A 23,932-nucleotide genomic window follows, 5' to 3' on the forward strand; every position below is an offset into this window, starting at 1 on the left:
CTTCAGGTAAAAAACGTGAGTTAAGTGTAGCAGCCCGGCGGATGCAGGTTTAACCCTCTGTGGGATCGCCTGGCAAAAAAGCAGCGGGCGCAGGCCATTCTTGTGCCATGCCGCGATGCGTTAACCGTTGCGCGCCATAACGCGGCGGGTGAGGATCGGCAGCGAGATCACCGCTATCAGCATCAGGCCGACGATAATGGACATCACGATGCCGGGCACGTTCAGCAAGCTCAGGCCAAAGGTCACCAGCCCCATCAGAAAGGCGGCGATGATGACCCCGGTCATGCTGCCCGATCCGCCCAGTACGTTGACGCCGCCCAGCACCACCATGGTGATGACGCTCAGCTCCCAGCCCAGCGCCAGGGTAGGGCGCGTGCTGCCCAGGCGCGAGGTGAGCAGCACCGCCGCCAGGCCGGATAGCAGTCCCACCAGGACAAAAAGCGTCAGGTTATGGCGTTTGACGTTAATGCCGGAATAATAGGCCGCGACGGGATTATTGCCGATGGCGAAGGTGCGGCGCCCGAAGTTGGTCCGGTGCAGCAGGAAGTAGAACAGCAGGGCCAGCAGGATAAATAACGCGAACTCGAACGACAGCGCGCCGAACACATACCCCTGGCCGAAAAAAGCGAAGCCGGCGGGGTAATGGTTGATGGACTGGTCGCCCAACAGCACATAGGTGATGCCGCGAAATAGGCTCATGGTGCCGATGGTGATCACGATGGAGGACAGATTCAGGCGCGTTACCAGCAGGCCGTTGATCAGGCCGCACAGCAGCCCGACCGCCAGGCCGACGCAGACCAGGCCCGGCGTCGCCAGCCCGGCCTGCGCGCAAAATCCCATCAGGGTGGAGCTGAGCGCCATAATGGATGCGACCGACAGATCGATTTCCCGGGCGATAATCAGCATGGCCATCGGCAGGACGATAATGGCTTTTTCGGTGAAATTAAACGTAGCGTCCGACAGGTTCCAGAGATTGAGGAAATAAGGGGATGCGGCGGCGTTGACGGCGAACACCAGCAGCGTCACGACCAGCAGAAACCCCTCCCAGCTCAGCAGGCGGCGGACCAACGGATGCTGGCGCAGCGGGACCGGTTCGGGCTGCGGATGGGAGGATAAGGTCTTGTTCATATACTGCCCTCTTTTTTCAGCCCCGGCTGCGGCGCCAGCGCGGCGTCATGCAGGATCAGGCGTCCCTTACGCCGGTTGGCGCGTTCATTCATCATCACGGCGATAACAATTACGCCGCCGGAAATCGCCATCTGCCAGAATGGCGATACGCCGATAACCGGCAGGGCGTTATTGATAACCCCCAGGAACAATGCGCCCAACAGGCAACCCGCCACGGTGCCGATGCCGCCCATGGTGCTGATGCCGCCGATAACGCAGGCGGCGACGATCTGCAGTTCAAAACCGTTGGCGACATCCACGTAGGCCACCGCGAACCGGGTGATCCAGAGATAGCCGCTGAAGCCGGCCAGCGCGCCGGAGATGCAGAAGCTGATAAACTGCATTTTGCCGGCGTTGATGCCGGCATAGTACGCCGCGGTGGCGTTGCCGCCGGCGGTATACATGGCGCGCCCCGTGCGGCTGTAGCGCATAAAATAGCCCACCGCGGCCAGGACGGCGAGCGCGCACCACCCAAGGATCGGCAAATGCAGGAACAGGGTGCGGGGCAGGCTTAGGAAACCGGGGCTCATCTGGTGGGCGTTGATCCAGCCGCCGCCGGACAGTAAAAAGATAATGCCGCGGTAAATACTCATGGTGCCGAGCGTCACGACAATCGAGGGAATGCCGAGTTTCCACACCAGCAGGCCGTTAATGGCGCCCATCGCTAAACCACCGGCCGTGGCGATAACCACCAGCAGCCCGATCGGCAGCGCCGGGTAATGAAAGTTCAGCAGCGCCACGATCATGCCGGTCAGCGCCAGGTTGGCGGCCATCGATAAATCGATGCCCCTGGTCAGCAGCACCATCATCTGCCCCAGGGCCAGGATAATCAGGATCGCGGTATCGTTGAACATTTCCAGCAGGTTGCCGGGCTGCAGAAATTCCGGCGCGCGGCCGCCCACCCCCAGGATCATCAGCAGGATCACCACGGCCAGGAACAGTTCGCGGTGTTTAAGTAATGTTTTCATCGTTTATGCCACCTCAAGGCCGGCGCCGCTGGCGACACTGACTATCGTTTCCGCCGTGACGTCGGCGGCGTTGAATTCGCCCACCATCAATCCCTCGTGCATCACGATAATGCGGTTCGCCATGCCCATGATTTCAGGCAGCTCGGACGAGACCATAATCACCGCCAGCCCCTGGCCGACCAGTTCGGCCATAAACTGATGCACCGCCGCTTTCGAACCGATATCGATCCCCTTGGTGGGTTCATCGAGGATCACGATGCGCGGCCGCGTCGCCAGCCATTTGCCGATAACCACTTTTTGCTGATTGCCGCCCGAGAGGGTTTCCACCGATTGCCGCCAGCTGAACGCCTTGACCTGCAGGCGCCGGGCGTAGTCGTCGGCCAGGGCCATTTCTTTGCTTTCATTGAGGATGCCGTGCGGATTCAACCGGCTCAGCTGCGGCAGGCTGATGTTTTGATAGATGGGCAAAGCGATTACCGCCCCCTGCTGCTGGCGCTCCTCGGGCACGTAAACGATCCCGGCGTCGATAGCCTCGGCGGGGTTGGCGAAGCGCCGCGCTTTGCCGCCGATAATGATGTCCCCGCGGCTGGGCTGGGTGACGCCGAACAGCGCTTTCATTAACTCCGTGCGCCCGGCGCCGACCAGGCCGTAAAACCCCAGGATTTCGCCCTGGCGCAGCTTGAAGGAGATGGCGGAAAACTCGGTCGGATGGCTCAGATCGCGGACCGCCAGCACGGTGTCGCCGGGCTGGTGCGCGGGCGCGGGATAAGCCTGGCTGATTTCGCGCCCGACCATCATGGTGACCATTTTCGCCTCGGTCATATCGCTGATATGTCCCGAACCGATATAACTGCCGTCGCGCAGGACGGTGTAATAGTCCGAGATGGAAAAAATCTCATCGAATTTATGCGAAATAAACAGGATTGCTTTGCGCTCCTGTTTTAACCGCGCCACGATGCGGTAAAATTCGCTGATTTCATGTTGCGACAGCGCCGCGGTCGGTTCGTCGAGGATCACCACCTGGGCGTCGAAGGAGAGCGCGCGGGCAATGGCCACCATATGGCGCTGCGCGATGCTCAGCTCTTTCAACACCGCGCGCGGATCGATCTGCACGTCCAGCCGGCTGAGGATCGCGCGGGTTTGCCGGTGCATCCGCGGCCAGTCGAGACGTTTAAAGACGCCGCTGACCAGGTAGTGGCCGGCAAAAATATTCTCCGTCACCGACAGCTCGTCAAACAGCACGGTTTCCTGATGGATGGCGGTAATGCCCAGCTTATGGGCGGCGTCCGGGGTGGCCAGTTTTACCGGGATGTCTTTATAGAGTATCTCGCCTTCCTCCGGCTGGTAAATCCCGGTCATCACCTTCACCAGCGTCGATTTGCCCGCGCCGTTTTCGCCAATCAGCGCCGTCACTTTGCCGGGATAGAGGTCGACCCGCACATTTTCCAGCGCGCGCACGCCCGGAAAGATTTTCGTGATCCCCTTTAACGCTAACAATGGTGTGGCATCGGCCATGACGTCCTCCGCATTACCCTGCCGCCAGCATAAACGCCGGCTTATCCCGCCCGGGGATAAGCCGGGGCCCACATCAGAATATTTTGGAAAATTTATCGATATTGCCGGCATCATAGACAAACGGCTTCGACATGGCGCCGTTGCCGTCGGCATCCAGCTGCACGTTGCCCAACCGGCCCATGCCGGCCTGGGTGGCGGTGGTTTTGCCTTTCACCAGATCATAGGCGAGATACGTGGCCGCATAACCCAGATCGATCGGGTTCCAGATGGCGAAACTCTTGGTGGCGCCGGATTTGACCGCGCCGGCCATTTCCGAGGGCAGGCCCAGGCCGGTCACGTAGACCTGGCCGATCTTGCCCTGGTCCTTTACCGCCTGCGCCGCGGCGACGATGCCCACGGACGACGGGGAAATGATCACCTTCAGGTTGGGGTAGGTCTTCAGCAGGCCGACGGTTTCACGGTAACTTTTATCCGACAGATCATCCCCATAAGCCACGGTCACCAGGTTGACCGACGGATAGTGCGGCAGCACTTTTTTCATTTCCGCAATCCACAGGTTCTGGTTGGTGGAGGTGGGCGTGGCGCTTAAGATCGCCGTGTCCCCTTTTTGCAGGCCCAGGGCGGCGATGGCGTCGGCCGCCAACTGTACGTTCATCTGGCCAATCAGGTCGTTGCTGGACGGATTGAGATGGATCTGGCGACCCTCCTTGGCCACGCCGGAATCCCAGGACACCACTTTGATGCCGCGCTGCATGGCTTTTTTCAATACCGGCACCAGGGCGTCCGGGTCGTTGGCCGAGACGGCGATGGCGTCCACGCCTTGCGCAATCAGGCCGTTAAGCACTTCAATCTGCGCTTCCGCGGTGGTGGTGGTGGGCCCGGTATAAATCACCTTCACGTCGCCCAGTTCCTTGGCGGCCTGCTGGGCGCCGACGTTCGCCGCCTCGAAGAAGCCGTTGCCCAGGGATTTTGCCACCAGCGCGATTTTGATTTCGGCGGACGCCGTGCCGGCCAACGCCAGGCAAGACGCCATCAGGGCACAACTGAGTATTTTTTTTAATGTCATCGTATGTACTCCAGCTGATAATACTGCGTGGGAAATACAGGGTAATAAAAAGGACGCGGCATGGTCGTGACGCCCGGCGCAATTGCGGTTCCGGATTGAGGCTGCGGCAAAGCCGCTGTAGGGTCGTGGCCGGCAATCATAAGCATGAACCTTCCTGGAAGGTAGTGTTATGACTCTAGAACCTGGCGCCGCGCGCCGCCTTTACGCCATTGCCATCTCTCGCCGCACAGTGGCAATGACAGAAAGATGCGGATGAGCGGTATCACAAATTAATAACATTTATTTCCGGGCGTAAAACCGGGACAGGATGGCGACGCCGTCACGCGCCTGGCGGCGCCGGCACGCTATCCTGGCGCGGTTAATACCATCCCCCGGCGCATCCCGTTTCCGTGCGGCCGAACCGCCTGCGCCGCGCTTTTCAACGTCATTTCAAGTTGTTAGCTGATAAATATATAAGATATGCTGCGATGATATTTTGCAAATTCCGTCCATTCTGTATGGTGAGGTCATGACAGTCACTCCCTTACCCCGGCAGGAAAAATTATGCAGCGCTTGTTAACCGCCCTGACGTTTTTAACGCTTTTTTCACTGACCGCCGCTTCCGCGGCCTATGCCGGCGCCACCCTGGACCGGGTTAACCAGACCAAGGTGCTGCGCGACGTACTGGTAAACGATTATCCGCCGTTTGGTTTTATCGATGACAATAACCAGCTGGCCGGGTTTGATGTCGATGTGGCCAGGGCCGTGGCGCAAAAACTGGGCGTAAAGCTCGAGCTGGCCACGCCGGGATGGGAGGCCATCGTCGGCGGCAAATGGCGGGGGCGCTGGGATATATGCATCTGCTCCATGACCCCCAATACCGAACGGGCGAAAGTCCTTAATTTTCCGGTGCCATATTACAGTTCGCCGGCGGTGCTGGTGGTGAATAAAGATGAGAAAAATATTAAGGGTGCCGCCGACCTCACCAATAAAAAAGTCGGTGTCGGTATTGGCTCCAGTTATGAAAGTTACCTCAATAAAAGCCTGGTGATCCCCGGCGCCCGTCCCATTGTTTTCCCGTTTGATCATGTGCAGGTGGTGCCGACGGATGAAACCGTCGCGTTCCAGAACCTGGCCCTGGGCGCCGGCGCCCGCCTGGACGCGGTAGTGTCCGACCTGGCCACCGCCAAGGCGCGTATCGCCAAAAGCGATCGTTTCCGCATCGCCGGCGAGCTGTATGCCGAGCCAAACTGGGTCGCCACCGATAAAGGGGACGCGCAATGGGATCAGACCGTGGCGGATACGGTAAACGCCCTGCGCGCCGACGGAACGCTGGCGCAGATTTCGCGCCGCTGGCTGGGAGAAGATATTACCCGGGCGCCGAAGTAATGCCGCCGTCGTCCGTCGCCGGCACGGAAAAACCGGCTCCCGACGGCGCCGCGTTCTTGCGGCAGGGCCGCGCCGGGTTCCGGCTGCGCGCCACCCTGACCTGGGCGCTGTTGCTGGCGCTGCTGCTGGGGCTGTTTTCCCGTCTGGATCTGGATTTTGCGCTGATAGGGCAAAAACTGCCGTTTATGCTTGGCCTGCGCCTGTCCCCGGACGGCTTTATCCAGGGCGCGGCCCTAACCCTGGTGATTACCGCGCTGTCGATGCTGTTTTGCACGCTGCTGGGCATAGCGACCGCCGCCGGCCGCTTGTCGTCCAGCGCCGTCGCCTTCGGCTGCGCGACGTTTTATACCTCGCTGTTTCGCGGCACGCCGCTGCTGGTGCAGGTATTGATTATCTATCTGGCGCTGCCGCAGGCGGGCATTGTGCTCGGCGCCTTCAGCTCCGGCATCATAGCCCTCTCGCTTAACTATGGTGCCTACCTGGCCGAAACCATTCGCGGCGGCGTCATTGCCGTGCCCCGGGGCCAGACCGAGGCCGCCATGGCGCTGGGATTGCCGCGCGGGGTGATTATCTTCCATATTATCGCGCCGCAGGCGCTGCGGATTATCGTGCCGCCGGTGGGGTCGCTGTTTATTTCCATGCTGAAAGACTCGTCGCTGGTGTCGTTGATGGGGTTATGGGAGCTGAATTTCCTGGCGCAATCCTATGGCCGCAGCACCTATCATTATATGGAAATGCTGACGACCGCGGCGGCCATTTACTGGCTGATGTCCATGGTGCTCGAGCTGTTCCAGGGGCGGCTGGAACGCCGTTTCGGCCGGGGTTACCCGCAGCGCGGCACGCCCCGGTGAGCCTGCGCGGGCGGCATCACTTCACTTTATTCAGGAGTCGCAAATCATGAGCAACGCCGAGCAAAAAAACACCCGCCGCGGCATCACTGTTCTGGATGGCGGCATGGGCCGACTGCTGGAACAGCTGGGCGCGCCGTTCCGCCTGCCCGAATGGTCGGCGCTGGCGCTGATCGAGGCGCCGGAGTATGTTACGCGCGCCCATCAAATCTACGCCGACAGCGGCGCCCAAGTGCTGACCACCAATACCTTCGGGCTGGTGCCGCATATGCTGGGGGAGGCGCGTTTTCACCGCCGGGCCAGGTCGCTGGCCGGGCTGGCGGGACAACTGGCGCGCAGCGTGGCCGACCAGGCCGGCGCCGCCCGTCCGCCGTCCGCCATATTGGTGGCCGGCTCGCTGCCGCCGCTGTTTGAAAGCTATCGGCCGGATAAATTCATCCCCGCCCGCGCGGATGAAATACTGACGCCGCTGATCGCGGGATTGGCCCCCTGGATCGACTTTTGGCTGATTGAGACCCAGAGTTCGACGCGCGAGGCGCTGACGGCGCTGAACGCGGTCAGGCGTGTCAGCCCTCTGCCGGTGTATGTCGCGTATACTCTTAAGGACGAGGCCGGGCGCACCGGTCCGCCGGAGCTGCGCTCGGGGGAACCGGTGGCGGACGCCGCGGCCGCGACGTTGCGGGCGGGCGCCGCCGGAATATTGTTTAACTGCAGCCAGCCCGAGGCGATGGGCGAGGCGATCGTCGCGGCCCGGCGCGTCATTGACGCATCGGCAACCCCCACGGCGGCGCTTGGGGTCTACGCCAACGCCTTTATGCCGGAGCCTCCTTCCGATGAACCCTATGCCGGCATTTCGCGCCTCAGGGACGATCTCAGTCCGGAAAACTACCTGAAGTGGATCCGCCGCTGGGTCGGCCAGGGCGCCACCATGGTCGGCGGCTGCTGCGGCATCGGCCCCGCGCATATCGCCGCCATACGCAACGCCGGGAAAGATATTTTTCCCGGCGGGGTTGATGAATCTTAGCGGACATGGGATGCAGACCAGCAGATGTTTGCCAAGGAGGGAAGGGGGGAGAAACGGCCGGGCTTCATCAGCCCGACCGCGCCGTTTACTCTACCGAGACGATTTCAAAATGATGTTTGCGATCGACGATATAGCCCTTCACCTCCTTGCGGATCGGCTCGTAGACCGTGGAATGGGCAATCAGCAGCGCGGGCGCCTGGTCGTGCATGATCACCTGGGCCTGCCGGTACAGGGCGGCGCGTTTTTGCGGGTCCGACTCGATCCGGGCGGCCTGGATCACCGTCTCAAAAGGCGGGTAGCACCATTTGGAGTAATTGGAACCATTGTGCGCGGCGTCGCAGCCGAATAACGTGGCGAAAAAATTGTCCGGATCGCCGTTATCGCCGGTCCAGCCCGCCATCATCGTCTGATGCTCGCCGTTTTTTGCCCGTTTCAGGTACTCCCCCCATTCATAGGTGACAATCCTGGCGGTGACGCCGATTTTTGCCCAGTCCGACTGGATCATCTCAGCCATGCGGCGCGCATTCGGATTATAAGGACGCTGTACCGGCATGGCCCACAGGTCGATGGCGAACCCGTCCGCCAGCCCCGCCTCCTTGAGTAATTGCCGGGCCTTGGCCGGATCGTAGGGATAGTCCTGCACGGCGTCGTTATAGCCCCACAGGATCGGGGGGATGAGATTTTTCGCCGCCTGTCCGCCGCCGAGATAGACCGCGTCAAGGATGGATTGCTTATCCACCGCCTGGATTAGCGCCTGGCGGACCTTAAGCTGGTCCAGCGGTTTTTTTTCCACGTTAAAGGAAAGATAGCCGACGTTCAGGCCCGCCTGTTCCTTTACCACGATGTCTTTATTGTCTTTCATTTTGGCGATATCGGCGGGGTTGGGGAATGACATGACCTGACATTCATTTTTTTGCAGTTTCGCGTAGCGTATGGACGCATCGGGCGTAATGGAAAAAATCAAACGGTCGATTTTGGGTTTCTCGCCCCAATAGCCGGCAAACGCGTTGTAAACAATTTTGGAATCCTTCTGGTATTGCACTAATTGGAAAGGTCCGGTGCCGATGGGCTGCAGATCGATTTTTTCCGGGGTGCCCGCCTTCAGCATCTTCGCGGCATATTCGGCGGAGGTAATGGAGGCGAAATCCATTGCCAGGTCGGCAAGGAACGGCGATTCGGGCCGGTTCAGGACAAAACGGACGGTATCATCATCGACCTTCTCTATCCTGGCGATAAGCTTGTCCAGACCCATGCCGGAAAAGTATTGATAGTTGCCGCCGGAGACATTGTGATAGGGGTTATCGGCGTCTTTCTGGCGATTAAAGGTAAACAGGATGTCGTCGGCGTTAAAATCGCGCGTGGGGGTAAAATCGGCATTACTCTGCCATTTCACGCCATGGCGCAAATGAAAGGTGTAGGTTTTTTTATCGTCGCTGATATCCCATCTCTCCGCTAATCCCGGCTGTGTTTCCGTGGTGCCTATTTTGAACTGCACGATGCGGTTGTATATCGGTATCGAGCTGGCATCGTATGTGGTGCCCGCGGTAAAGAGCTGCGGGTTGAATCCTTCGGGGGAGCCTTCCGAACAATACACCAGCGTTTGCGCGGCAAGCGTTGATGAAAAAAGGAGGATGCCTAAGGGCAATCCGGTCGTTAACAGGCGTGTTTTCACGTCATACCTCGGTGGCTTCAGAGTAGCGTTATCAGTGTGGCGGCAAATGCCGCGCAGCGGTCGTCCGGCGAAACCAGCCTGTCGTGATGCAGGCACAGGCGGGAGTCCCCCAGGCTGGCGCCGAAGGCCGACCCCAGCGCCGACAGCCCGGGCACCTTACGTTCCATCTCGGCCCGGTCGCGCCGGCAAAAACGACAGTGCGCACAGCGGACAGCGTGGTTTTGCCGTGCCATTACAGATTACCCAGCTGGTTCCAAAAGTCCGCAAAGACATGGGCGGAAAGGAAATAACCGAGGATGACATTGACCACGACCCCGAGGGTAAATGCCCAAAACGGCCGCAGGCCGGTGCTGGTCAGGCGGGAGAAGCGGGTGCTCAGGCCAATGCTTAAAAAGCAGAAAATAAACGCCCAGGTGCGCAGCGCCGTGATCGGGGCGATAAAGGCCGGCGTCAGGGTGGTGCGGTATTCCGCCAGAGTGTAGTGGCTGCTTAGCCAGGTAACGAACAGCGAGGCCAGCACAAAACCCAACACGAATTTGGGGAAGCGCTGCCAGATTTCCGCCGCCCCGGTCCTGGCGTCGATGTCATTATCCGCGTTGCGCCAGCGGGTGGTGGCGACGATAGCCAATGCAAATGCCCAGATGCCGATCCAGATATCGCGGCCAATCACTTTCATCAGGGTAAACGCCTGCACCGCGGCATCCGGTTTGCCGGCGATGGCGCCGGCCGAATGGGCGGCAAAATCACTGTAGGTTTGCGCCGCCGCGATGCCGGCCGCGTCGGCAAATTCCGACGTGCCTATCCAGGCGCCGGCGACGCCGGTGGAAAGCCCGAGCGCGCGCGCCGCAAACGGCAGCACCAGCAACGACACGATAGCCCAGATAATCACCAGCGAAATGGCTACCGAGGCCTGCTCGCGTTTGGCGCGCACCGCGCCCGCCACGGCGATGGCCGCCGACACGCCGCAAACGGCGCCGCCGACGCCCAGCACCGCGGCGAAACGCTGCTCAAGCCCCAGCAGGCGGGCGGCGTAATAGATGACAAAAAAAGTGACCAGCGAGACGATAGCCGCCTGTCCGATCGCCACCGGACCGGCCCAGAGGATAAGCGTCAGCGGCAGCGTGGCGCCCAGCAGCACGATGCCGATTTTAATAAAGTATTCCACGCGCAGGCTTTGCGCCAGCCAGTCCGGTATCCGCCAGAGATTGGACACCGCCAGCCCCAGCACCAGGGCCAGCAGCGGCGGTTCCAGATTATAACGCGAGGCGCTGGCCCAGGCGCCGAGCTGGAAAATAAATACCGCCACAATAAACAGCACGGTAAAACCGGCCAGGAACGTGCCGGGCCGGTGGCCGATAATGGCGCCGCTGACGGTAAGCAGCACCGCCCAGACCAGGTACAGCCCCGCCAGCGCGGGCAGGCGGCTGACCAGATCCCGGCCCGCCTCATCCAGGGTGGTCCATTTCGCCGGCGCGGTAGCCAGCCATTTGATACTGCCGCCCTGTGAAAACAGGACAAACGCGGTCCCGATTAACGCGAGCGCCAGGATGATCGACCACCAGTCCTCCTGTTGCCACCAGCGGGACGCCCGCGGCTCTTCAGGCGGGACGATTGCCGCGCCGTTATGTTCGCTTATGCTCATTATTCCTGCCCTAATGGAGAAGTGATTATTAGAATAATCAGCGGGTAAAAAGCCGCTGTTCCCCGAAAAATAGCGGAAATGCCACGGACTGGGTATTACTATTAAGTTATGGTTAATAACTAATGATTATATATTAGGACGTGAGGCTAAATGGCGCCGAAAATAAACAACCCAGGGCCGGCTATTGCCGTAATGTACTTTATAAACCTGAAATCAAGATATAGGCGCCGCGCCGCTAGGCGTTAATTTTTTTCAGCAGCAGGTATTGACGGCCGCGATACAGTATTAACGCCAGCAAAATCAGGCAACAGCCCACGGCCTTTTGCGCCGGCATATTTTCTCCATACCATAGGGTCGCGAGCAGAACGGTCCATACCGGTTCCAATACCATGATAATGGCGGCATTGGCCACGCTGGTTTTTTTCTGCCCCGCCATTTGCAATAAAAATCGTAACGAGGTGGCAATAATCGCGCTGGCCGCGAACCATAGCCAAATATCGGCGCCGATCGCGGCGGGCCATGTCTCGTAGTACCATGAAAGCGCCACGCCGCAGAGGCCGGTGCAAAACAACTGGATACAGGTTAAGGGCAATACCGGCATTAAACGGGCAAAACGGCTGTTCACACAAAAATATACCGCCTGGGCCAGCGCGGCGCAGAGAAACCAGAACTGGCTGACGGAAAGTTGCCAGCCGTGGGTCAGGGTAAGCAGGGCCAGACCCGCCAGCGCCAGCGGCAACGATTCCCAAAACGGGCGCGACGGCGGCATCCTGAATAGAATCCACGCCGCCAACGGCACAAACAGCATGGACAGGCTCATGATAAACGCGCCTTCTCCCAGGGCATGACTGAGCGATACCGCATAGATCCACAGCAATAGCGATACCGCCTGCAGGCAACCCACGCCGATAATGCCGGGGATCGCCGCCGGGATGATGTGGTTTCGCCGGCCGAAGCAAAAGGGCAGCAGGAACGCGGCGGCAAGTAAAAACCGCGCGCCGATAAAACCGAACGTCGGCATTCCCTGTAACGATTCCTTGGAGAAGATCCATCCAAAACCCGCAATTAACGTTGTTGCCACTAATAACAAATCCGCGCGCCGTTGTTGGCTTATCATTATCCGCTTACCAGCCTGTGCTTATATGAATATTTCGCCGTTGTACCCGCCGGAAAAGAACCATCGCCGGCCGTGGTCATTATCTCTTTTACCATAATGACTTAACCCATCCATAAATCAATATCTACGCTTATGGTGTTTGGCGGCGGCCAGCACAGGGCGGACACCCGCCGGCCTGTGAGACCTGGGCATGCCGCTGGATATAAACAGACCTGAGAATTCTTCAGTGCCACATTTTCGACGCACTTCAATGAGGAAATATATGGATATCCCCGCAATCTCATCCGCCGGTCTCTCTCCGGGAATTGTAAATGGATTTGACCACGCTGATACACAACAAAATAACGCTCTATTGGCCGAGTGGGACAACTGGGCTAAGCTGGCGCCGGACGGCGAGGCTGAATATCGCAACAAAGCCGTGCTTATGCTAAAAGATTGTCTGGAACGCGGCGCGACCTATCTGAACCTGAACTGCCTGAATATTTCAAGCTTGCCGGCAAGCTTGCCGCCGACGCTGACGTCGCTTTACCTTGATAATACGCACCTGGCGAAGTTATCGAATACTCTGCCGGAGGGATTACAGACACTGAGCGTCAGCAACACGCCGCTGGAAAGCATTTCAGCCGGTCTGCCCCAGGGGTTGCAGACGCTTTCCGCCAACCGCACAAACTTGACCGCTTTGCCCGAACTGCCTTCGACGCTCACCAGCCTCGACGTCAGTAACACGATGCTCACTGAGCTGCCCACGTTACCCGAGGGTTTGGCGATCATCCATGCCTCCGATACCCAGTTGGCACGCTTACCCGCCAATCTGTCGGGGACATTAAAGCTGTATATCGCCAATACCCCGCTGGCATCGTTAATCGATAAGATGCTGCCCGGCATCCTGCTGTCCGGTGGGCTGTTCAGCGCCGGCGCATTGCTGGGGGGAGTACTGCCTGGATGGTTAACCGGGGGCTTGCACGGCGATGGCATAATTGGCGACCCCGTCCCAGATTTGCCCGGCGTTGGAATCATTGACGGCCCCGCCGGCGGCTTACCCGGCAATGGGATTATCGAGGGCGCCACCGGCGGCGTGCCCGGCGGCGCGATGGTTGGCGCAATAGCCGGGGAATCCCCGCTTGGCGCGGCAAACGCGGCGATGGCCGGTGCGATATCGGACAAGGGTATTCTCGATCTCAGCAAGGTCCCCCGCAGCCGTTTGGCCAGCAGCGAGGCGACCGTGCCTGCGCATCCCGACACGGAGGCGCTAACCTCATAAAGCGCACCGGGTCGTGATGTTATCCTGAGAAGGCCGCCTGGCGGTCTTCTTTTTTTACGGCGTCCCGCTATCAGCCGGCATGGTCCGGGCGGCTATCGTGGCGCGTGAATGCCGTTGCCGCGGCGACAGTGCGGCCCGGCAACCAGCCCAGCTCCAGCGAAATTTTGTGGGCGGTCTCCATCACCAGCCCGGCCAGTCCCTCCAGGCGGGGGAGGGGCAACCGTTCCGCCGGCCCGGACACACTGAGCGCGGCGAAAACCTGGCCATTGGCGCCGCGTATCGGCGCGCCGACGCAGTGCACGCCAAGTTCATTTTCCTGCAAATCGTAAGCGCAGCCTCGTTCATGAATCAGCCGCAGTTCCGCCAGCAGCAGATCGCCGTCGGTAATGGTGTGCGGCGTGCGTTCCGGCAGGGAATCGCTAATGATTTTATGTATAAGGCCGGCGGATTGCCAGGCGAGAAACGCCTTGCCGACGCTGGTACAGTGCACCGGCGCCGCCTCGATGCGGGTTATCATGGTATTGCCGCTGCTGTTCATGGCCTGCCGTTCCACAAAGGCCATCTGCGCGCCGTCAAAAATGCACAGATGCGTATTTTCGCCGGTGATCAGCTGCAGCCGGGTAGCATAAGGACGGGCATGGCTGTCCAGATCGAGGTTTTGCAATACCAGGCTCCCCAGCTGAAATAATTTCATGCCCAGTTTGTAGGTATCCCGTTTGCCGTTTTGTTCCAGCAAACCGATATCCCGCAGCGACGACACCAGGCGATGGGTGGTGGCGCGCGGCAATCCTGTGCGCGCGGCAATATCCGCCGGCGTCAGATCGGCGTCGCGTTGGGAGAAGCATTCCAAGATTTGCATAACCTTGATCAGGCTTTTGATCGATGCCTGCTGGGCGACCTCAGCGTCGGCGCGTGTTTTCATACCTACTCCCTGCATCAGATAACGGACCACCGCGATGGCTTACCTACCGTCGCTTAGCTTACCATGCCCGGGCCAGGTCCGGGCGTGGCCGCCCTTTGCCAGCGCGCATGCGCCGTTTTTGCTTAAAAAAAACCTTCATCGCCATTATATCCCGAATTGCGGGATGTTCACGCGCTGAGTCAATCACGCCCGGCGCGCCGCCTTATACCGGCGCGGCGCCATGCGGCCGCAGTTCCGGGGGCAGCAGCGCGGCGGGGAAATCCTGGTAACAGACCGGACGCAGGAAGCGGCTAATGGCGCCGGCGCCCACCGACGTGGTGCGCGCATCGCTGGTGGCGGGGAAGGGACCGCCATGCACCATGGCGTAACCCACGTCCACTCCTGTGGGGAAGCCGTTGACCAGCAGCCGTCCGGCGCGGCGCTCCAGGGTGGGCAGCAGCGCCCGCGCATCGTCGTGATCGGCATCGTCCAGATGCAGGCTGACGGTCAGCTGGCCTTCCAGCGCCTGTACCGCCGCCAGCAATTGCCGGTTATCCCGGCAGCGCACCACCAGTGAAGTGGGGCCGAACACTTCCTGGCTCAGCGACGGCTGGGCGAGGAAATCGCCGGCATCCGTCACCAGCACCGCCGCCTGCGCCTGGTTGGGCGCCCGCGCCGGTTGTCCCGCGGCAAGCCGGCCGACGCCGCCGGCAGCGCCGAGCGCCGCGGTGTTTTCCCGCCATGCCCGCCAGATGGCGCCGGTCAGCATGGTGGCGGCGGGCTTCTCTCGCAGCGCCAGTGTTACCTGCCGGCAGAAATGCCGCAGCGGTTCGCCGTCGATGGCCAACACCAGTCCGGGGCAGGTGCAGAACTGGCCGGCGCCTAAGGTCAGCGACTCCACATAGCCGCCGGCGATGGCTGCGCCCCGGTGAGCCAACGCGGCCGGCAACAGGATCTGGGGATTAACGCTGCTCATTTCGGCATACACCGGTATCGGCACGACGCGTTGCCGCGCCTGGGCCACCAGCGCCAGGCCGCCCGCCCGCGAGCCGGTAAAGCCTACCGCCTGGATCAGCGGATGCGCCACCAGCCGTTCGCCCACGCTGTGTTCGGCGCCATGCAGCAGCGAAAACACGCCGGGCGGCAGCCGCAGTTGCTCCGCCGCCTGCTGGATGGCCCGTCCCACCAGCTCGCTGGTACCGGGATGCGCCGGATGCGCCTTGACCACAATCGGGCAACCGGCCGCCAGCGCCGAGGCGCTATCGCCGCCGGCAACCGAAAACGCCAGCGGAAAATTACTGGCGCCGAATACGGCCACCGGCCCGAGCGCGATATGACGCTGGCGTAAGTCCGGGCGCGGCAGCGGCTTGCGCGCGGGCAGCGCTTGTTCAATGATGACCTGCAAAAATTCCCCGCGCCGCACCACCTCGGCAAACAGCGCCAGCTGTCCAAGGGTACGGGCCCGCTCGCCCTCGATACGCCCGCGCGGCAGCCCGGTTTCCTGTACGGCGCGCGCAATCAGCGCATCGCCCAACGCCTGAATATTGTCGCCGATGCGCGTCAGGAAATCGGCGCGCAGCGTCAGCGGCAGCGCGCGGTAAACATCAAAGGCCTGTTCCGCCAGTTGGCAGGCGCGATCGATCTGCGCGGGCGCGGCATCATAAAAATCAGGTGCCAGCGGCCTGTCGCCGGCGGGATCGGCGGCGTAGAACCGCGTGCCGCCCCCTTGTTGCATTTCGCTGCCAATAATCAGGTTGCCTGTAAGTTCCATCGCCTGCCTCCTCATGATAACGCGGCGCGTGTCCTCTGACCCGGCGCCATAATCATCGCGTAAATCCCATAATGTGGGATATGAATAAATAATTTTACGGTTATATACCGTAATGTAAATAGAACCCGCTGTGATTTTACTGCGGCTACGCTTGGGTTTTCATTTCGTTATTTGATTAAATAGCTATTAATCATAAAGTTGAATGTAATTATTTTATAATAGTGGTTATTTTATTTGGATTTTATTGCTATTAAATGTGATTTAAATCCCATATTGATGGATTTAGTATTGATCAAAGAAAAATTATCTCACATTAATAGATGTATATCGTGTTCGCAACATCCCCATAACAGGAGTGTAAAATGAGTCAGAATAACCATGCTGATCTAAAGGCTAAACTGCGCGGGGTGCTGCCGCCTATCGCCATGCCGTTCGATGCCCGGGGTGAACTGGTGACCGGCGGGCTGAAACCGCAGATTGATTTTATTATCAACAGCGGCGCCGGCGCGATTGTGGTCGGCGGCAGCACCGGCGAAGGCCATACGCTCTCCGACAGTGAATTTAAACAGGCGATGACCGAGGCATATGAAGCCAATAACGGCCGCGTGCCCTTCGTCGCGGGACTTATCGTTAACAGCACCCGCCAGGCGATTGCCCGCGTCAAAATGCTGGCCGGCATGAAACTCGATGCGCTGCAGGTCACGCCGGTGCACTATCTGTTCAAGCCGGATGCCGAGGCCACGGTGCGGCATTTTCGTGAAATCTACGATGCCACCGGCGTTCCTATCCTTATCTATAACGTTATCCCCTGGAACTACCTCAGCCTGGAGCTGATGGGCCGCATTATGGATGAAGTGCCCGGCGTGGTGGGCATGAAGCAAAGCTCCGGCGACCTGAAAGCCGTGTCCGATCTGCTGCTCAGCTGCCCGGATAAAATTATCCTCAGCGGCGTGGATGCGCTGCTGTATCCCGCTTTTGCCCTGGGCTGCCAGGGCGCGATTTCGGCGCTGACCAGCGCGGTGCCCTCAGTGGTGCATGACCTGTTTACCGCCGTGGAAAACAACGATCACGCCACCGCGCGCGCCCTGCATTTCGGCCTGGCCGGGCTGTGGAATACGCTGCCCCACGATAATTTGCCCGCCTGCGTAAAATATATCCAGTCGCTGCAAGGGGTGCCGCTGTTCCAGCCGCGTCCGCCGATGCAGCCGGTCAGCGAAGCGCTGAAACACCAGATCAAACAGGCTTTTGATCACCTGATGGGGTAAAGCCACTCCGGCCTGCGTCCACGCTGGGACGCAGGCCCATAATCATAGCCCAGCGCCCCCGTACCCGGCGCGATGGAGGCGAACGGCGATGAAATCTTATCACTCTGCATTCGCGGCCGATGCGCATGAAAATACCGCGCCGGCATACCTGAACCTGACCAGGCCTAAACACCATAATCTGCGATGGCTCATTATTGGCATCATTGCACTACTCACTATTACCAATTATCTGGATCGCGGCAATCTCTCCGTGGCGGCGCCGCAGATTATGCGGGATTTGCATATCAGCAACGCCATGATGGGGGTGATCCTCTCGGCCTTTGTCTGGCCTTACGCCATCATGAATTTGCCCGCCGGCTGGGCGGTGGACCGTTTTGGCGTCAGGCTGTTGCTCGCGCTGGCGGCGGGGCTGTGGTCGATTGTCGCCATCCTTACCGGCTTTGCCCGCGGCGTCGGCGCGTTTATCGGCCTGCGCGTCGCGCTGGGCATCAGCGAGGCGCCGTTATTTCCCGCCGCGCTGAAAGCGGCCGACACCTGGTTTCCCGAACGGGAAAAAGCGGCGGCCACCAGCGCGTATATTGCGGCCACCCAAGTGGGGCTGGCGCTGGCGCCGCCCATTTCGACACTGCTGATGGCGCAATTCGGCTGGCCGGTAATGTTTATCATCATGGGGATGCTGGGTTTTATCGCCCTCATCGGCTGGCTGGTTATCTACCGCGAACCGGAGCGGCATCCCCGGCTGCACCGGGACGAGCTGCGCTATATCAGCGCCGGCCAGCAGCAGCGCCGCGACGCCGCGCTTGCCGGCCGGGGCCGGGTTTCGCTGCGCGAATGGAGCGGCCTGTTCACCTACGCCACCACCTGGTACATGGTGATCGGCGGCTTTTGCCTGCAATACGTCTTCTGGTTCTACATCACCTGGCTGCCGACCTACCTCCAGCAGGCGCAGGGCTTTACCCTTAACCGCGCGGGCCTGCTCTCGGCGCTGCCTTATATTGCCGGCGGCGTGGCGGTGCTGATCGGCGGCCGATTCTCCGATCGACTGGTGAGCCGCGGCGTGGATCCGTTCAAGGCCCGCCGCTGCACCATCGCCGGGGCCGCGGTAATGACCGCGCTGGCGATGTTTGTCACCGCCGCGTCCAACGGGCCGGCGCTGGCGGTGGCGCTGCTGACGCTCGGCATGTTTACCTACAGCCTTTCCTCCGGCAACTACTGGACTTTGGCCGCCGAAGCCGTCACCTCCAGACGCCTGGTCGCCTCGGTGGGCAGTATCCAGAATTTCGGCGGCTTCCTCGGCGGCGCCTGTTCGCCCATCGTCACCGGCGTGGTGGTCGACAAGTTCGGCGGTTTTGTCCCCGCGCTGGTGGTGGCCGGCGCCATGGCGCTCGTTTCGGCCGTCATGTATGGCTTTGCGCTGCGCCGGCGCCTGCCGGTATAACTGGCGGAAACCTCCGCGCGCCGCCAGGAGTCGCGGGGCGCGCTTTTCTCAGGATGGCCTGAACGGCCGGCGTTGTAATTCTTAGCAGTATTGTGTATTTATTTAACCTCATTGCTAAGGTTTATGGTGACCATGCCGGCCAGCCACTCTGAAGAGAAGGACAATACGCCATGAAGAAGATTGGATTTTTGTCGTTTGGCCACTGGACGCCTTCCCCGCAGTCGGGGACCCGCTCCGCCGCCGATGCGCTGCTGCAATCCATCGAGCTGGCCGTCGCCGCCGAGGAACTGGGCGCGGACGGCGCCTATTTCCGCGTGCACCACTTCGCCCGCCAGCTCAGCTCTCCGTTCCCGCTGCTGGCCGCGGTCGGCGCCAGGACCCGCCGTATCGAGATCGGCACCGGCGTTATCGATATGCGTTATGAAAACCCTCATTATATGGCCGAGGACGCCGGCGCGGCCGACCTTATCGCCGGCGGGCGCCTGCAGCTCGGCATCAGCCGGGGTTCGCCCGAGCAGGTCATCGAGGGCTGGCGCCACTTCGGCTACCGGCCCGCCGAAGGCGAGACGGATGCCGATATGGCCCGGCGCCATACCGAAACCCTGCTTGAGGTGCTGCGCGGAGAAGGATTCGCCCAGCCCAATCCGCAGCCGATGTTTCCCAACCCGCCGGGACTGCTGCGTCTCGAACCTTACTCCGCCGGCCTGCGCGAGCGTATCTGGTGGGGGGCCGGCTCAAATGCCACCGCGGTCTGGGCGGCAAAGCTTGGGATGAACCTGCAAAGCTCCACGCTAAAGGATGACGAGACCGGCGAACCGTTCCATGTGCAGCAGGCCGCGCAGATCCGCGCCTACCGCGCGGCCTGGCAGGAAGCCGGGCATACGCGCGCGCCCCGGGTATCGGTGAGCCGCAGCATCTTCGCCCTGATGGACGAGCGCGATCGCGCCTATTTCGGCAACAGCAGCCGCGACGGCGATCAGATCGGTTTCCTCGACGAAAAGACCCGCGCCATCTTCGGCCGCAGCTACGCCGCCGAACCGGATGTGCTGATAAAGGAACTGGCGCAGGATGAAGCGATTGCCGAGGCCGACACGCTGCTGCTAACCGTACCGAACCAGTTAGGCGTCGACTATAACGCGCACGTGATCGAGGCGATATTGCACCATGTCGCGCCCGGCCTGGGCTGGCGCTGACCGTACCGGCGCCTGCGCGCCGCATTAGCGGCGCGGCGGTCATGGCGGCATGGATCATTGCCCGCCGGTATTTTTACTTATTCGCGCCACGCCGGCGCTTAAATTAAATTTATCATTACCCTGTTCCGGACGGGAATCACTATTTCGCCGCCGTTAACATTCGTTAAGATATAACCTATTTACAGGAGATGCTTATAACAGCAGTCAGCCAATATTGTCCCTGCCGCGCCATGCCAGGGTAATTTTTTCATGCTAAGCTATGCGCCGTCTGTTCCTGTGATTGTTTGAGGTACGCCCCATGTTAGGACTTTCCCAATTGTTGCAAGCGGTAACCTTGGGTTTGGTATTGCTGTTGCCGCTGGTGAATCCGTTAACATCGGTTGCGCTGTTATTAAGCCTTTCCGGCAACATGAGCTATAAAGAAGTCAAACATCAGGCGTTTCTGGCCTCGGTGTACGTCTTTTTCATCATGATCGTCGCTTTTTATGCCGGCCAGCTGGTGATGAACACCTTTGGCATTTCCATCCCGGGACTCAGGATTGCCGGCGGGCTGATTGTCGCGTTTATCGGTTTTCGCATGCTTTTTCCCCATCCCCGCCATGAAAAATCTTCTATAGTGGATGCCAAACATCAAGAGATGCTGAACGAGGGTTCGGAAAGCATTGCCTTTGTGCCATTGGCCATGCCGGGCAGCGCCGGGCCCGGCACCATCGCCATGATCATCAGTTCGGTTTCCACGTTAAAAGATAATTCTCTGGGGTTTGAAAGCTGGGTATTGCTGGTCAGTCCAGCGCTGACCTTTGCCACCATCTCTTTTATCCTTTGGATTTGCCTGAACGGCTCCGGCGTTATTATGCGCCTGATTGGCAAAAGCGGTATCGATGCCATATCCCGATTAATGGGTTTTCTGCTGGTATGCGTAGGGGTGCAGTTTATAATAAATGGCGTTTTAGAAATCATCGCGGTGCATTAATACATTACTTAATTAAAAGATTAAGCCGGCTATTAAAATACCGGTCTTAATCTTTAATCATCATACATCGCCAGAAAAAAAGCACCGCCGATTTTTATTCGTCAAAGCTTGGTAATATGCCAGTAACAACTCTATAGTATGGTTTCTACCGCAGAATATCGGCGCGAAATAGCGTATTGGTAAATGGCGAACAACAATGATGCCGGGAGGGACTATGCCGCAATGGATATCGACCGCCATTGCCAACTACGGATACGCCGCCCTGTTTATCGCCGTTCTGGTGGAAGGCCCGATGGCGACAGTCTTTGGCGCGATCCTGGCATCCCAGGGACTGCTGCATATCAGCGGCGTTTATGCCGTCAGCGTGGCGGGCGACCTGACCGGGGACGTGATTCTCTATGGGCTGGGCCGGAGTGGGCGCATCACCACGTTGTTGCTGCGGCGCCGTTTCGACCTCCAGGGCGGCCGGCAGCTGGAGCCGCTGATGGCGCGGTTTCGCCGCCATCCCGGGCGCGTGCTGGTCACGGCGAAGCTGACGCATGCGGCGGGGTTCGTGGTGTTGTTAAGCGCCGGCGCGGCAAAAATTCCGCTCGGGCTGTTTCTTGGTTTCAATCTCCTGGCGACGCTGCCCAAGTCCGGCTTATTGCTCTTGCTGGGTTGGTTTGCCGGCGCCGCATGGGCGCGTATCAATGTATGGCTGTGGCTGTTTTCCTGTGCGTTGCTGGTGTCGCTCGCCATCGCGGTGGTCGTCTACCGGCGCCGGAATAACGGAGTGGAGCTGCCAGGGGGGTAATTCCATGCGTATTGCTGTATTTACCGACAGTTTTTATCCGGAGCTGGGCGGTATCCAGGATTCGGTATTGTCCGGATGCCGGGAATTGGGCAAACGCGGTCATCAGGTGGTGATTCTCGCGCCCCGCGCCACCGGACATGACTTTGCCGTGGCCGGCGTACCCGCACGGGAAGTCGACGCGGGGAAAAATGTTTCCGTCCGCCGGCTGTTTTCGCTGCCGGTGCCCAGTTCGACCGGGCAATCCCGCCTGGTGGTGCCCACCGGGCGGCGCTGGCGCCAGTTGTTGTCTTTCGCGCCGGATATTATCCATACCCATACTTTTCTCGGCGCCGGTCTGGAAGCGCTGAGCGCCGCGCGCCAACTGGATATTCCGCTGGTAGGCACCAATCACTGGGCCATCGGGGAGTTTGCCGGCTATACGCCGTTTTCGGCGCAATTTTTCCGCAACGTCAGCCTGCGGGCGGTCAACCGCTATTACAACCACTGCGCATTAGTGACCGGTCCTTCCCATTCCGTGATTGACGAAATGCGCGCGTTTGGCCTGCGCAGCCCCCACTGCGTGCTGTCCAATCCGGTGGATCCCGCCCAGTTCCATCCGGTCCCGGACGAACGCCGCGCCATGCTTAAACGGGCGCACGGTTTCAGCGACGCAACCATTGTCTATGCCGGCCGGCTGGCGGACGAAAAAAAAATCGATGTGCTGATTCGCGCCCTGGCGCTTATCGCCGCGGAGGTGCCCGAAGCGATGCTGGTATTGGCGGGGCACGGCTCCGCCCGCCATCGCCTGGAGCACCTGGCGCGGGCGCTGGGGGTCGGCGATCGCGTCAGGTTTACCGGCACGCTGGATAAAGCCACGCTGGCGGATGTGTTTCACGCGGCGGACATCTTTGCCATCGCCAGCACGTCTGAAACACAAAGCATGGTATTGATCCAGGCAATGAGCGCGGGCCTGCCCGTGGTCGGGGCGCGCTGGCGCGCGCTGCCGGAATATATCGACCCGCAATCGGGGTTCCTGGCGCAGCCGGGGGACCCTGAGGATTTTGCCCGCAGGCTGACCCACTTGCTGCGCGCGAAAGCGCTGCGCCAGAAAATGGGCGAGCATGCCGCGCGGCAAACCAGGCATTTTTCCATCACTACCGTGACAAGCCGCTGGGAAGAGATTTATGCCCGGATCGGTCTGGCAGTACCCGAGGGCATGTCGCGTATCTCAGGAGCGTAATGATGAAACTCAGTTTAATAATCCCAGCGTATAACGAAGAGTTGTATCTTGCGACCTGCCTGCAATACGCCCTGCGGGAGCTGACGGCGCACGCACATCCCGGTGAGTACGAAATTATTGTCGTTAATAACGCCAGTACCGACCGGACGTCGGACATCGCCGCCGGCTTCAGTGGGGTTCGCGTCGTCTACGAACCGATAAAAGGCCTCACCCGCGCCCGCCAGAAAGGGCTGGAATCGGCCTGCGGCGATATTCTGGCCTTTATCGACGCCGACACGCGTATGCCGTCCGGCTGGCTGGATAAAGTGCTGCATGCCTATGCGCAGCGCGGCGATCTGGTCTGTATCAGCGGCCCATACCGTTATTTCGACCTGCCGGGAATAAAAAGCGTCCTGGTGAAATTCTACTGGCTGGCGCTGGCGAAACCCACTTACTGGTGCACCGGCTATATGGCGGTGGGCGGTAATTTCGCCGCCAGCAAACGGGCCTTGCTGCGTATCGGCGGCTTTGATACGTCTATCGCGTTTTATGGCGAAGACACCAATATCGCCCGTCGGCTGGCGGGCGAGGGGCGGGTACAGTTTGACCTGGATATGGTGATGGAAACGTCGGCACGCCGCCTGAAAGAGGAAGGCTTCGCCACCACGGCGCTACGCTACGTCCTGAACTTTATGTCCGAGGCCATCCGCAATAAGCCCGCCACCTCCGAATATCGGGATATCCGCTAAGGG

General features: G+C 60.0%; 21 protein-coding genes. 11 read left to right on the forward strand and 10 right to left on the reverse strand.

Going from position 1 to position 23,932, the window contains the following annotated elements; translation table 11 throughout:
* Positions 1-120: 120 nt before the first annotated feature.
* The 4 genes from ACL2XM_RS07630 to rhaS form a co-directional block, all read right to left on the reverse strand.
* Complete coding sequence (locus tag ACL2XM_RS07630; protein ID WP_410014734.1) at positions 121-1,128, reverse strand: ABC transporter permease; 1,008 nt, start codon at positions 1,126-1,128, stop codon at positions 121-123.
* Positions 1,125-2,135, reverse strand: a complete 1,011-nt coding sequence (locus ACL2XM_RS07635; RefSeq protein WP_410014735.1) for an ABC transporter permease — start codon at positions 2,133-2,135, stop codon at positions 1,125-1,127. Before ACL2XM_RS07635 ends, ACL2XM_RS07630 begins: the two co-directional genes overlap by 4 nt.
* A gap of 3 nt (positions 2,136-2,138) precedes the next feature.
* Positions 2,139-3,650 carry a sugar ABC transporter ATP-binding protein gene (locus ACL2XM_RS07640; protein ID WP_410014736.1) on the reverse strand — a complete coding sequence of 504 codons (1,512 nt, stop codon included), beginning with the start codon at positions 3,648-3,650 and terminating at the stop codon, positions 2,139-2,141.
* A gap of 73 nt (positions 3,651-3,723) precedes the next feature.
* Positions 3,724-4,683: a rhamnose ABC transporter substrate-binding protein gene (gene rhaS / locus ACL2XM_RS07645; protein WP_413733206.1), complete on the reverse strand. Its 960-nt coding sequence runs from the start codon at positions 4,681-4,683 to the stop codon at positions 3,724-3,726.
* Positions 4,684-5,259: 576 nt separating this feature from the next.
* Here rhaS and ACL2XM_RS07650 point away from each other — a divergent pair.
* Genes ACL2XM_RS07650 through ACL2XM_RS07660 form a run of 3 tightly spaced genes read left to right on the forward strand, consistent with a single transcriptional unit; the run spans position 5,260 to position 7,956 of the window.
* On the forward strand, positions 5,260-6,084 hold the full coding sequence (locus ACL2XM_RS07650) for a transporter substrate-binding domain-containing protein (protein WP_413728206.1): 825 nt from the start codon (positions 5,260-5,262) through the stop codon (positions 6,082-6,084).
* Complete coding sequence (locus ACL2XM_RS07655) at positions 6,084-6,935, forward strand: amino acid ABC transporter permease (protein WP_413728207.1); 852 nt, start codon at positions 6,084-6,086, stop codon at positions 6,933-6,935. Before ACL2XM_RS07650 ends, ACL2XM_RS07655 begins: the two co-directional genes overlap by 1 nt.
* A gap of 46 nt (positions 6,936-6,981) precedes the next feature.
* Positions 6,982-7,956, forward strand: coding sequence for a homocysteine S-methyltransferase family protein (locus ACL2XM_RS07660; RefSeq protein ID WP_413728208.1), 975 nt, complete (start codon positions 6,982-6,984; stop codon positions 7,954-7,956).
* 85 nt (positions 7,957-8,041) lie between these two features.
* On the opposite strand, the gene dppA is transcribed toward ACL2XM_RS07660, so the two are convergent.
* From dppA to ACL2XM_RS07680, 4 genes are all read right to left on the reverse strand, one after another.
* Positions 8,042-9,616 carry a dipeptide ABC transporter periplasmic-binding protein DppA gene (gene dppA, locus ACL2XM_RS07665; protein ID WP_410016804.1) on the reverse strand — a complete coding sequence of 525 codons (1,575 nt, stop codon included), beginning with the start codon at positions 9,614-9,616 and terminating at the stop codon, positions 8,042-8,044.
* Positions 9,617-9,645: 29 nt separating this feature from the next.
* Complete coding sequence (locus ACL2XM_RS07670) at positions 9,646-9,861, reverse strand: hypothetical protein (protein WP_413732678.1); 216 nt, start codon at positions 9,859-9,861, stop codon at positions 9,646-9,648.
* The gene (locus tag ACL2XM_RS07675; protein ID WP_413723007.1) at positions 9,861-11,270 is read right to left on the reverse strand and encodes a YeiH family protein; all 1,410 of its coding nucleotides are present in this window, start codon (positions 11,268-11,270) and stop codon (positions 9,861-9,863) included. Before ACL2XM_RS07675 ends, ACL2XM_RS07670 begins: the two co-directional genes overlap by 1 nt.
* A gap of 235 nt (positions 11,271-11,505) precedes the next feature.
* Entirely contained in the window at positions 11,506-12,384 is an 879-nt protein-coding gene (locus ACL2XM_RS07680; protein ID WP_410016805.1) for a DMT family transporter, read from the reverse strand.
* A gap of 265 nt (positions 12,385-12,649) precedes the next feature.
* On the opposite strand from ACL2XM_RS07680, the gene ACL2XM_RS07685 reads away from it, so the two are divergent.
* A complete protein-coding gene (locus tag ACL2XM_RS07685; RefSeq protein ID WP_413732680.1) occupies positions 12,650-13,648 on the forward strand; it encodes a hypothetical protein in 999 nt (332 codons plus the stop codon).
* Positions 13,649-13,718: 70 nt separating this feature from the next.
* Here the strand turns inward: ACL2XM_RS07685 and ACL2XM_RS07690 are convergent, their stop codons facing one another.
* The gene (locus ACL2XM_RS07690; RefSeq protein WP_410014743.1) at positions 13,719-14,570 is read right to left on the reverse strand and encodes an IclR family transcriptional regulator; all 852 of its coding nucleotides are present in this window, start codon (positions 14,568-14,570) and stop codon (positions 13,719-13,721) included.
* Positions 14,571-14,772: 202 nt separating this feature from the next.
* On the reverse strand, positions 14,773-16,320 hold the full coding sequence (locus ACL2XM_RS07695) for an aldehyde dehydrogenase (NADP(+)) (protein WP_413732681.1): 1,548 nt from the start codon (positions 16,318-16,320) through the stop codon (positions 14,773-14,775).
* Between the two features lie 362 nt (positions 16,321-16,682).
* Between ACL2XM_RS07695 and ACL2XM_RS07700 the strand changes: the two genes are divergently transcribed.
* The 7 genes from ACL2XM_RS07700 (at position 16,683) to ACL2XM_RS07730 (ending at position 23,929) form a co-directional block, all read left to right on the forward strand.
* Positions 16,683-17,585, forward strand: a complete 903-nt coding sequence (locus ACL2XM_RS07700; RefSeq protein ID WP_413730321.1) for a dihydrodipicolinate synthase family protein — start codon at positions 16,683-16,685, stop codon at positions 17,583-17,585.
* Positions 17,586-17,673: 88 nt separating this feature from the next.
* Positions 17,674-19,023 (forward strand): MFS transporter, encoded by a 1,350-nt coding sequence (locus tag ACL2XM_RS07705; RefSeq protein ID WP_413723003.1) that lies wholly within the window; start codon positions 17,674-17,676, stop codon positions 19,021-19,023.
* A gap of 170 nt (positions 19,024-19,193) precedes the next feature.
* Positions 19,194-20,216, forward strand: a complete 1,023-nt coding sequence (locus tag ACL2XM_RS07710; RefSeq protein ID WP_410014747.1) for an LLM class flavin-dependent oxidoreductase — start codon at positions 19,194-19,196, stop codon at positions 20,214-20,216.
* A 298-nt stretch (positions 20,217-20,514) separates the two neighbouring features.
* Positions 20,515-21,189, forward strand: coding sequence for a MarC family NAAT transporter (locus tag ACL2XM_RS07715; RefSeq protein ID WP_410014748.1), 675 nt, complete (start codon positions 20,515-20,517; stop codon positions 21,187-21,189).
* A gap of 214 nt (positions 21,190-21,403) precedes the next feature.
* Positions 21,404-21,982 (forward strand): DedA family protein, encoded by a 579-nt coding sequence (locus ACL2XM_RS07720; protein WP_410014749.1) that lies wholly within the window; start codon positions 21,404-21,406, stop codon positions 21,980-21,982.
* Positions 21,983-21,986: 4 nt separating this feature from the next.
* Positions 21,987-23,201, forward strand: a complete 1,215-nt coding sequence (locus ACL2XM_RS07725; protein WP_413723001.1) for a glycosyltransferase — start codon at positions 21,987-21,989, stop codon at positions 23,199-23,201.
* A complete protein-coding gene (locus ACL2XM_RS07730) occupies positions 23,201-23,929 on the forward strand; it encodes a glycosyltransferase family 2 protein (protein ID WP_410014751.1) in 729 nt (242 codons plus the stop codon). The genes ACL2XM_RS07725 and ACL2XM_RS07730 overlap by 1 nt, the downstream gene beginning before the upstream one ends.
* Positions 23,930-23,932: the final 3 nt, after the last annotated feature.

Source organism: Sodalis sp. RH20 (assembly GCF_047324205.1).
Classification (GTDB): domain Bacteria; phylum Pseudomonadota; class Gammaproteobacteria; order Enterobacterales; family Enterobacteriaceae; genus Acerihabitans.

What these genes read in the sequence shown, in the direction of transcription:
- ACL2XM_RS07650 (WP_413728206.1), top strand. Translation starts at nt 5,260, where the DNA reads ATGCAGCGCTTGTTAACCGCCCTGACGTTTTTAACGCTTTTTTCACTG.
- ACL2XM_RS07640 (WP_410014736.1), bottom strand. Translation starts at nt 3,650, where the DNA reads ATGGCCGATGCCACACCATTGTTAGCGTTAAAGGGGATCACGAAAATC.
- ACL2XM_RS07630 (WP_410014734.1), bottom strand. Translation starts at nt 1,128, where the DNA reads ATGAACAAGACCTTATCCTCCCATCCGCAGCCCGAACCGGTCCCGCTG.
- ACL2XM_RS07695 (WP_413732681.1), bottom strand. Translation starts at nt 16,320, where the DNA reads ATGGAACTTACAGGCAACCTGATTATTGGCAGCGAAATGCAACAAGGG.
- ACL2XM_RS07715 (WP_410014748.1), top strand. Translation starts at nt 20,515, where the DNA reads ATGTTAGGACTTTCCCAATTGTTGCAAGCGGTAACCTTGGGTTTGGTA.
- ACL2XM_RS07655 (WP_413728207.1), top strand. Translation starts at nt 6,084, where the DNA reads ATGCCGCCGTCGTCCGTCGCCGGCACGGAAAAACCGGCTCCCGACGGC.
- ACL2XM_RS07635 (WP_410014735.1), bottom strand. Translation starts at nt 2,135, where the DNA reads ATGAAAACATTACTTAAACACCGCGAACTGTTCCTGGCCGTGGTGATC.
- ACL2XM_RS07700 (WP_413730321.1), top strand. Translation starts at nt 16,683, where the DNA reads ATGAGTCAGAATAACCATGCTGATCTAAAGGCTAAACTGCGCGGGGTG.
- ACL2XM_RS07730 (WP_410014751.1), top strand. Translation starts at nt 23,201, where the DNA reads ATGATGAAACTCAGTTTAATAATCCCAGCGTATAACGAAGAGTTGTAT.
- ACL2XM_RS07710 (WP_410014747.1), top strand. Translation starts at nt 19,194, where the DNA reads ATGAAGAAGATTGGATTTTTGTCGTTTGGCCACTGGACGCCTTCCCCG.
- ACL2XM_RS07690 (WP_410014743.1), bottom strand. Translation starts at nt 14,570, where the DNA reads ATGAAAACACGCGCCGACGCTGAGGTCGCCCAGCAGGCATCGATCAAA.
- ACL2XM_RS07675 (WP_413723007.1), bottom strand. Translation starts at nt 11,270, where the DNA reads ATGAGCATAAGCGAACATAACGGCGCGGCAATCGTCCCGCCTGAAGAG.
- ACL2XM_RS07670 (WP_413732678.1), bottom strand. Translation starts at nt 9,861, where the DNA reads ATGGCACGGCAAAACCACGCTGTCCGCTGTGCGCACTGTCGTTTTTGC.
- ACL2XM_RS07685 (WP_413732680.1), top strand. Translation starts at nt 12,650, where the DNA reads ATGGATATCCCCGCAATCTCATCCGCCGGTCTCTCTCCGGGAATTGTA.
- ACL2XM_RS07705 (WP_413723003.1), top strand. Translation starts at nt 17,674, where the DNA reads ATGAAATCTTATCACTCTGCATTCGCGGCCGATGCGCATGAAAATACC.
- rhaS (WP_413733206.1), bottom strand. Translation starts at nt 4,683, where the DNA reads ATGGCGTCTTGCCTGGCGTTGGCCGGCACGGCGTCCGCCGAAATCAAA.
- ACL2XM_RS07720 (WP_410014749.1), top strand. Translation starts at nt 21,404, where the DNA reads ATGCCGCAATGGATATCGACCGCCATTGCCAACTACGGATACGCCGCC.
- ACL2XM_RS07725 (WP_413723001.1), top strand. Translation starts at nt 21,987, where the DNA reads ATGCGTATTGCTGTATTTACCGACAGTTTTTATCCGGAGCTGGGCGGT.
- ACL2XM_RS07660 (WP_413728208.1), top strand. Translation starts at nt 6,982, where the DNA reads ATGAGCAACGCCGAGCAAAAAAACACCCGCCGCGGCATCACTGTTCTG.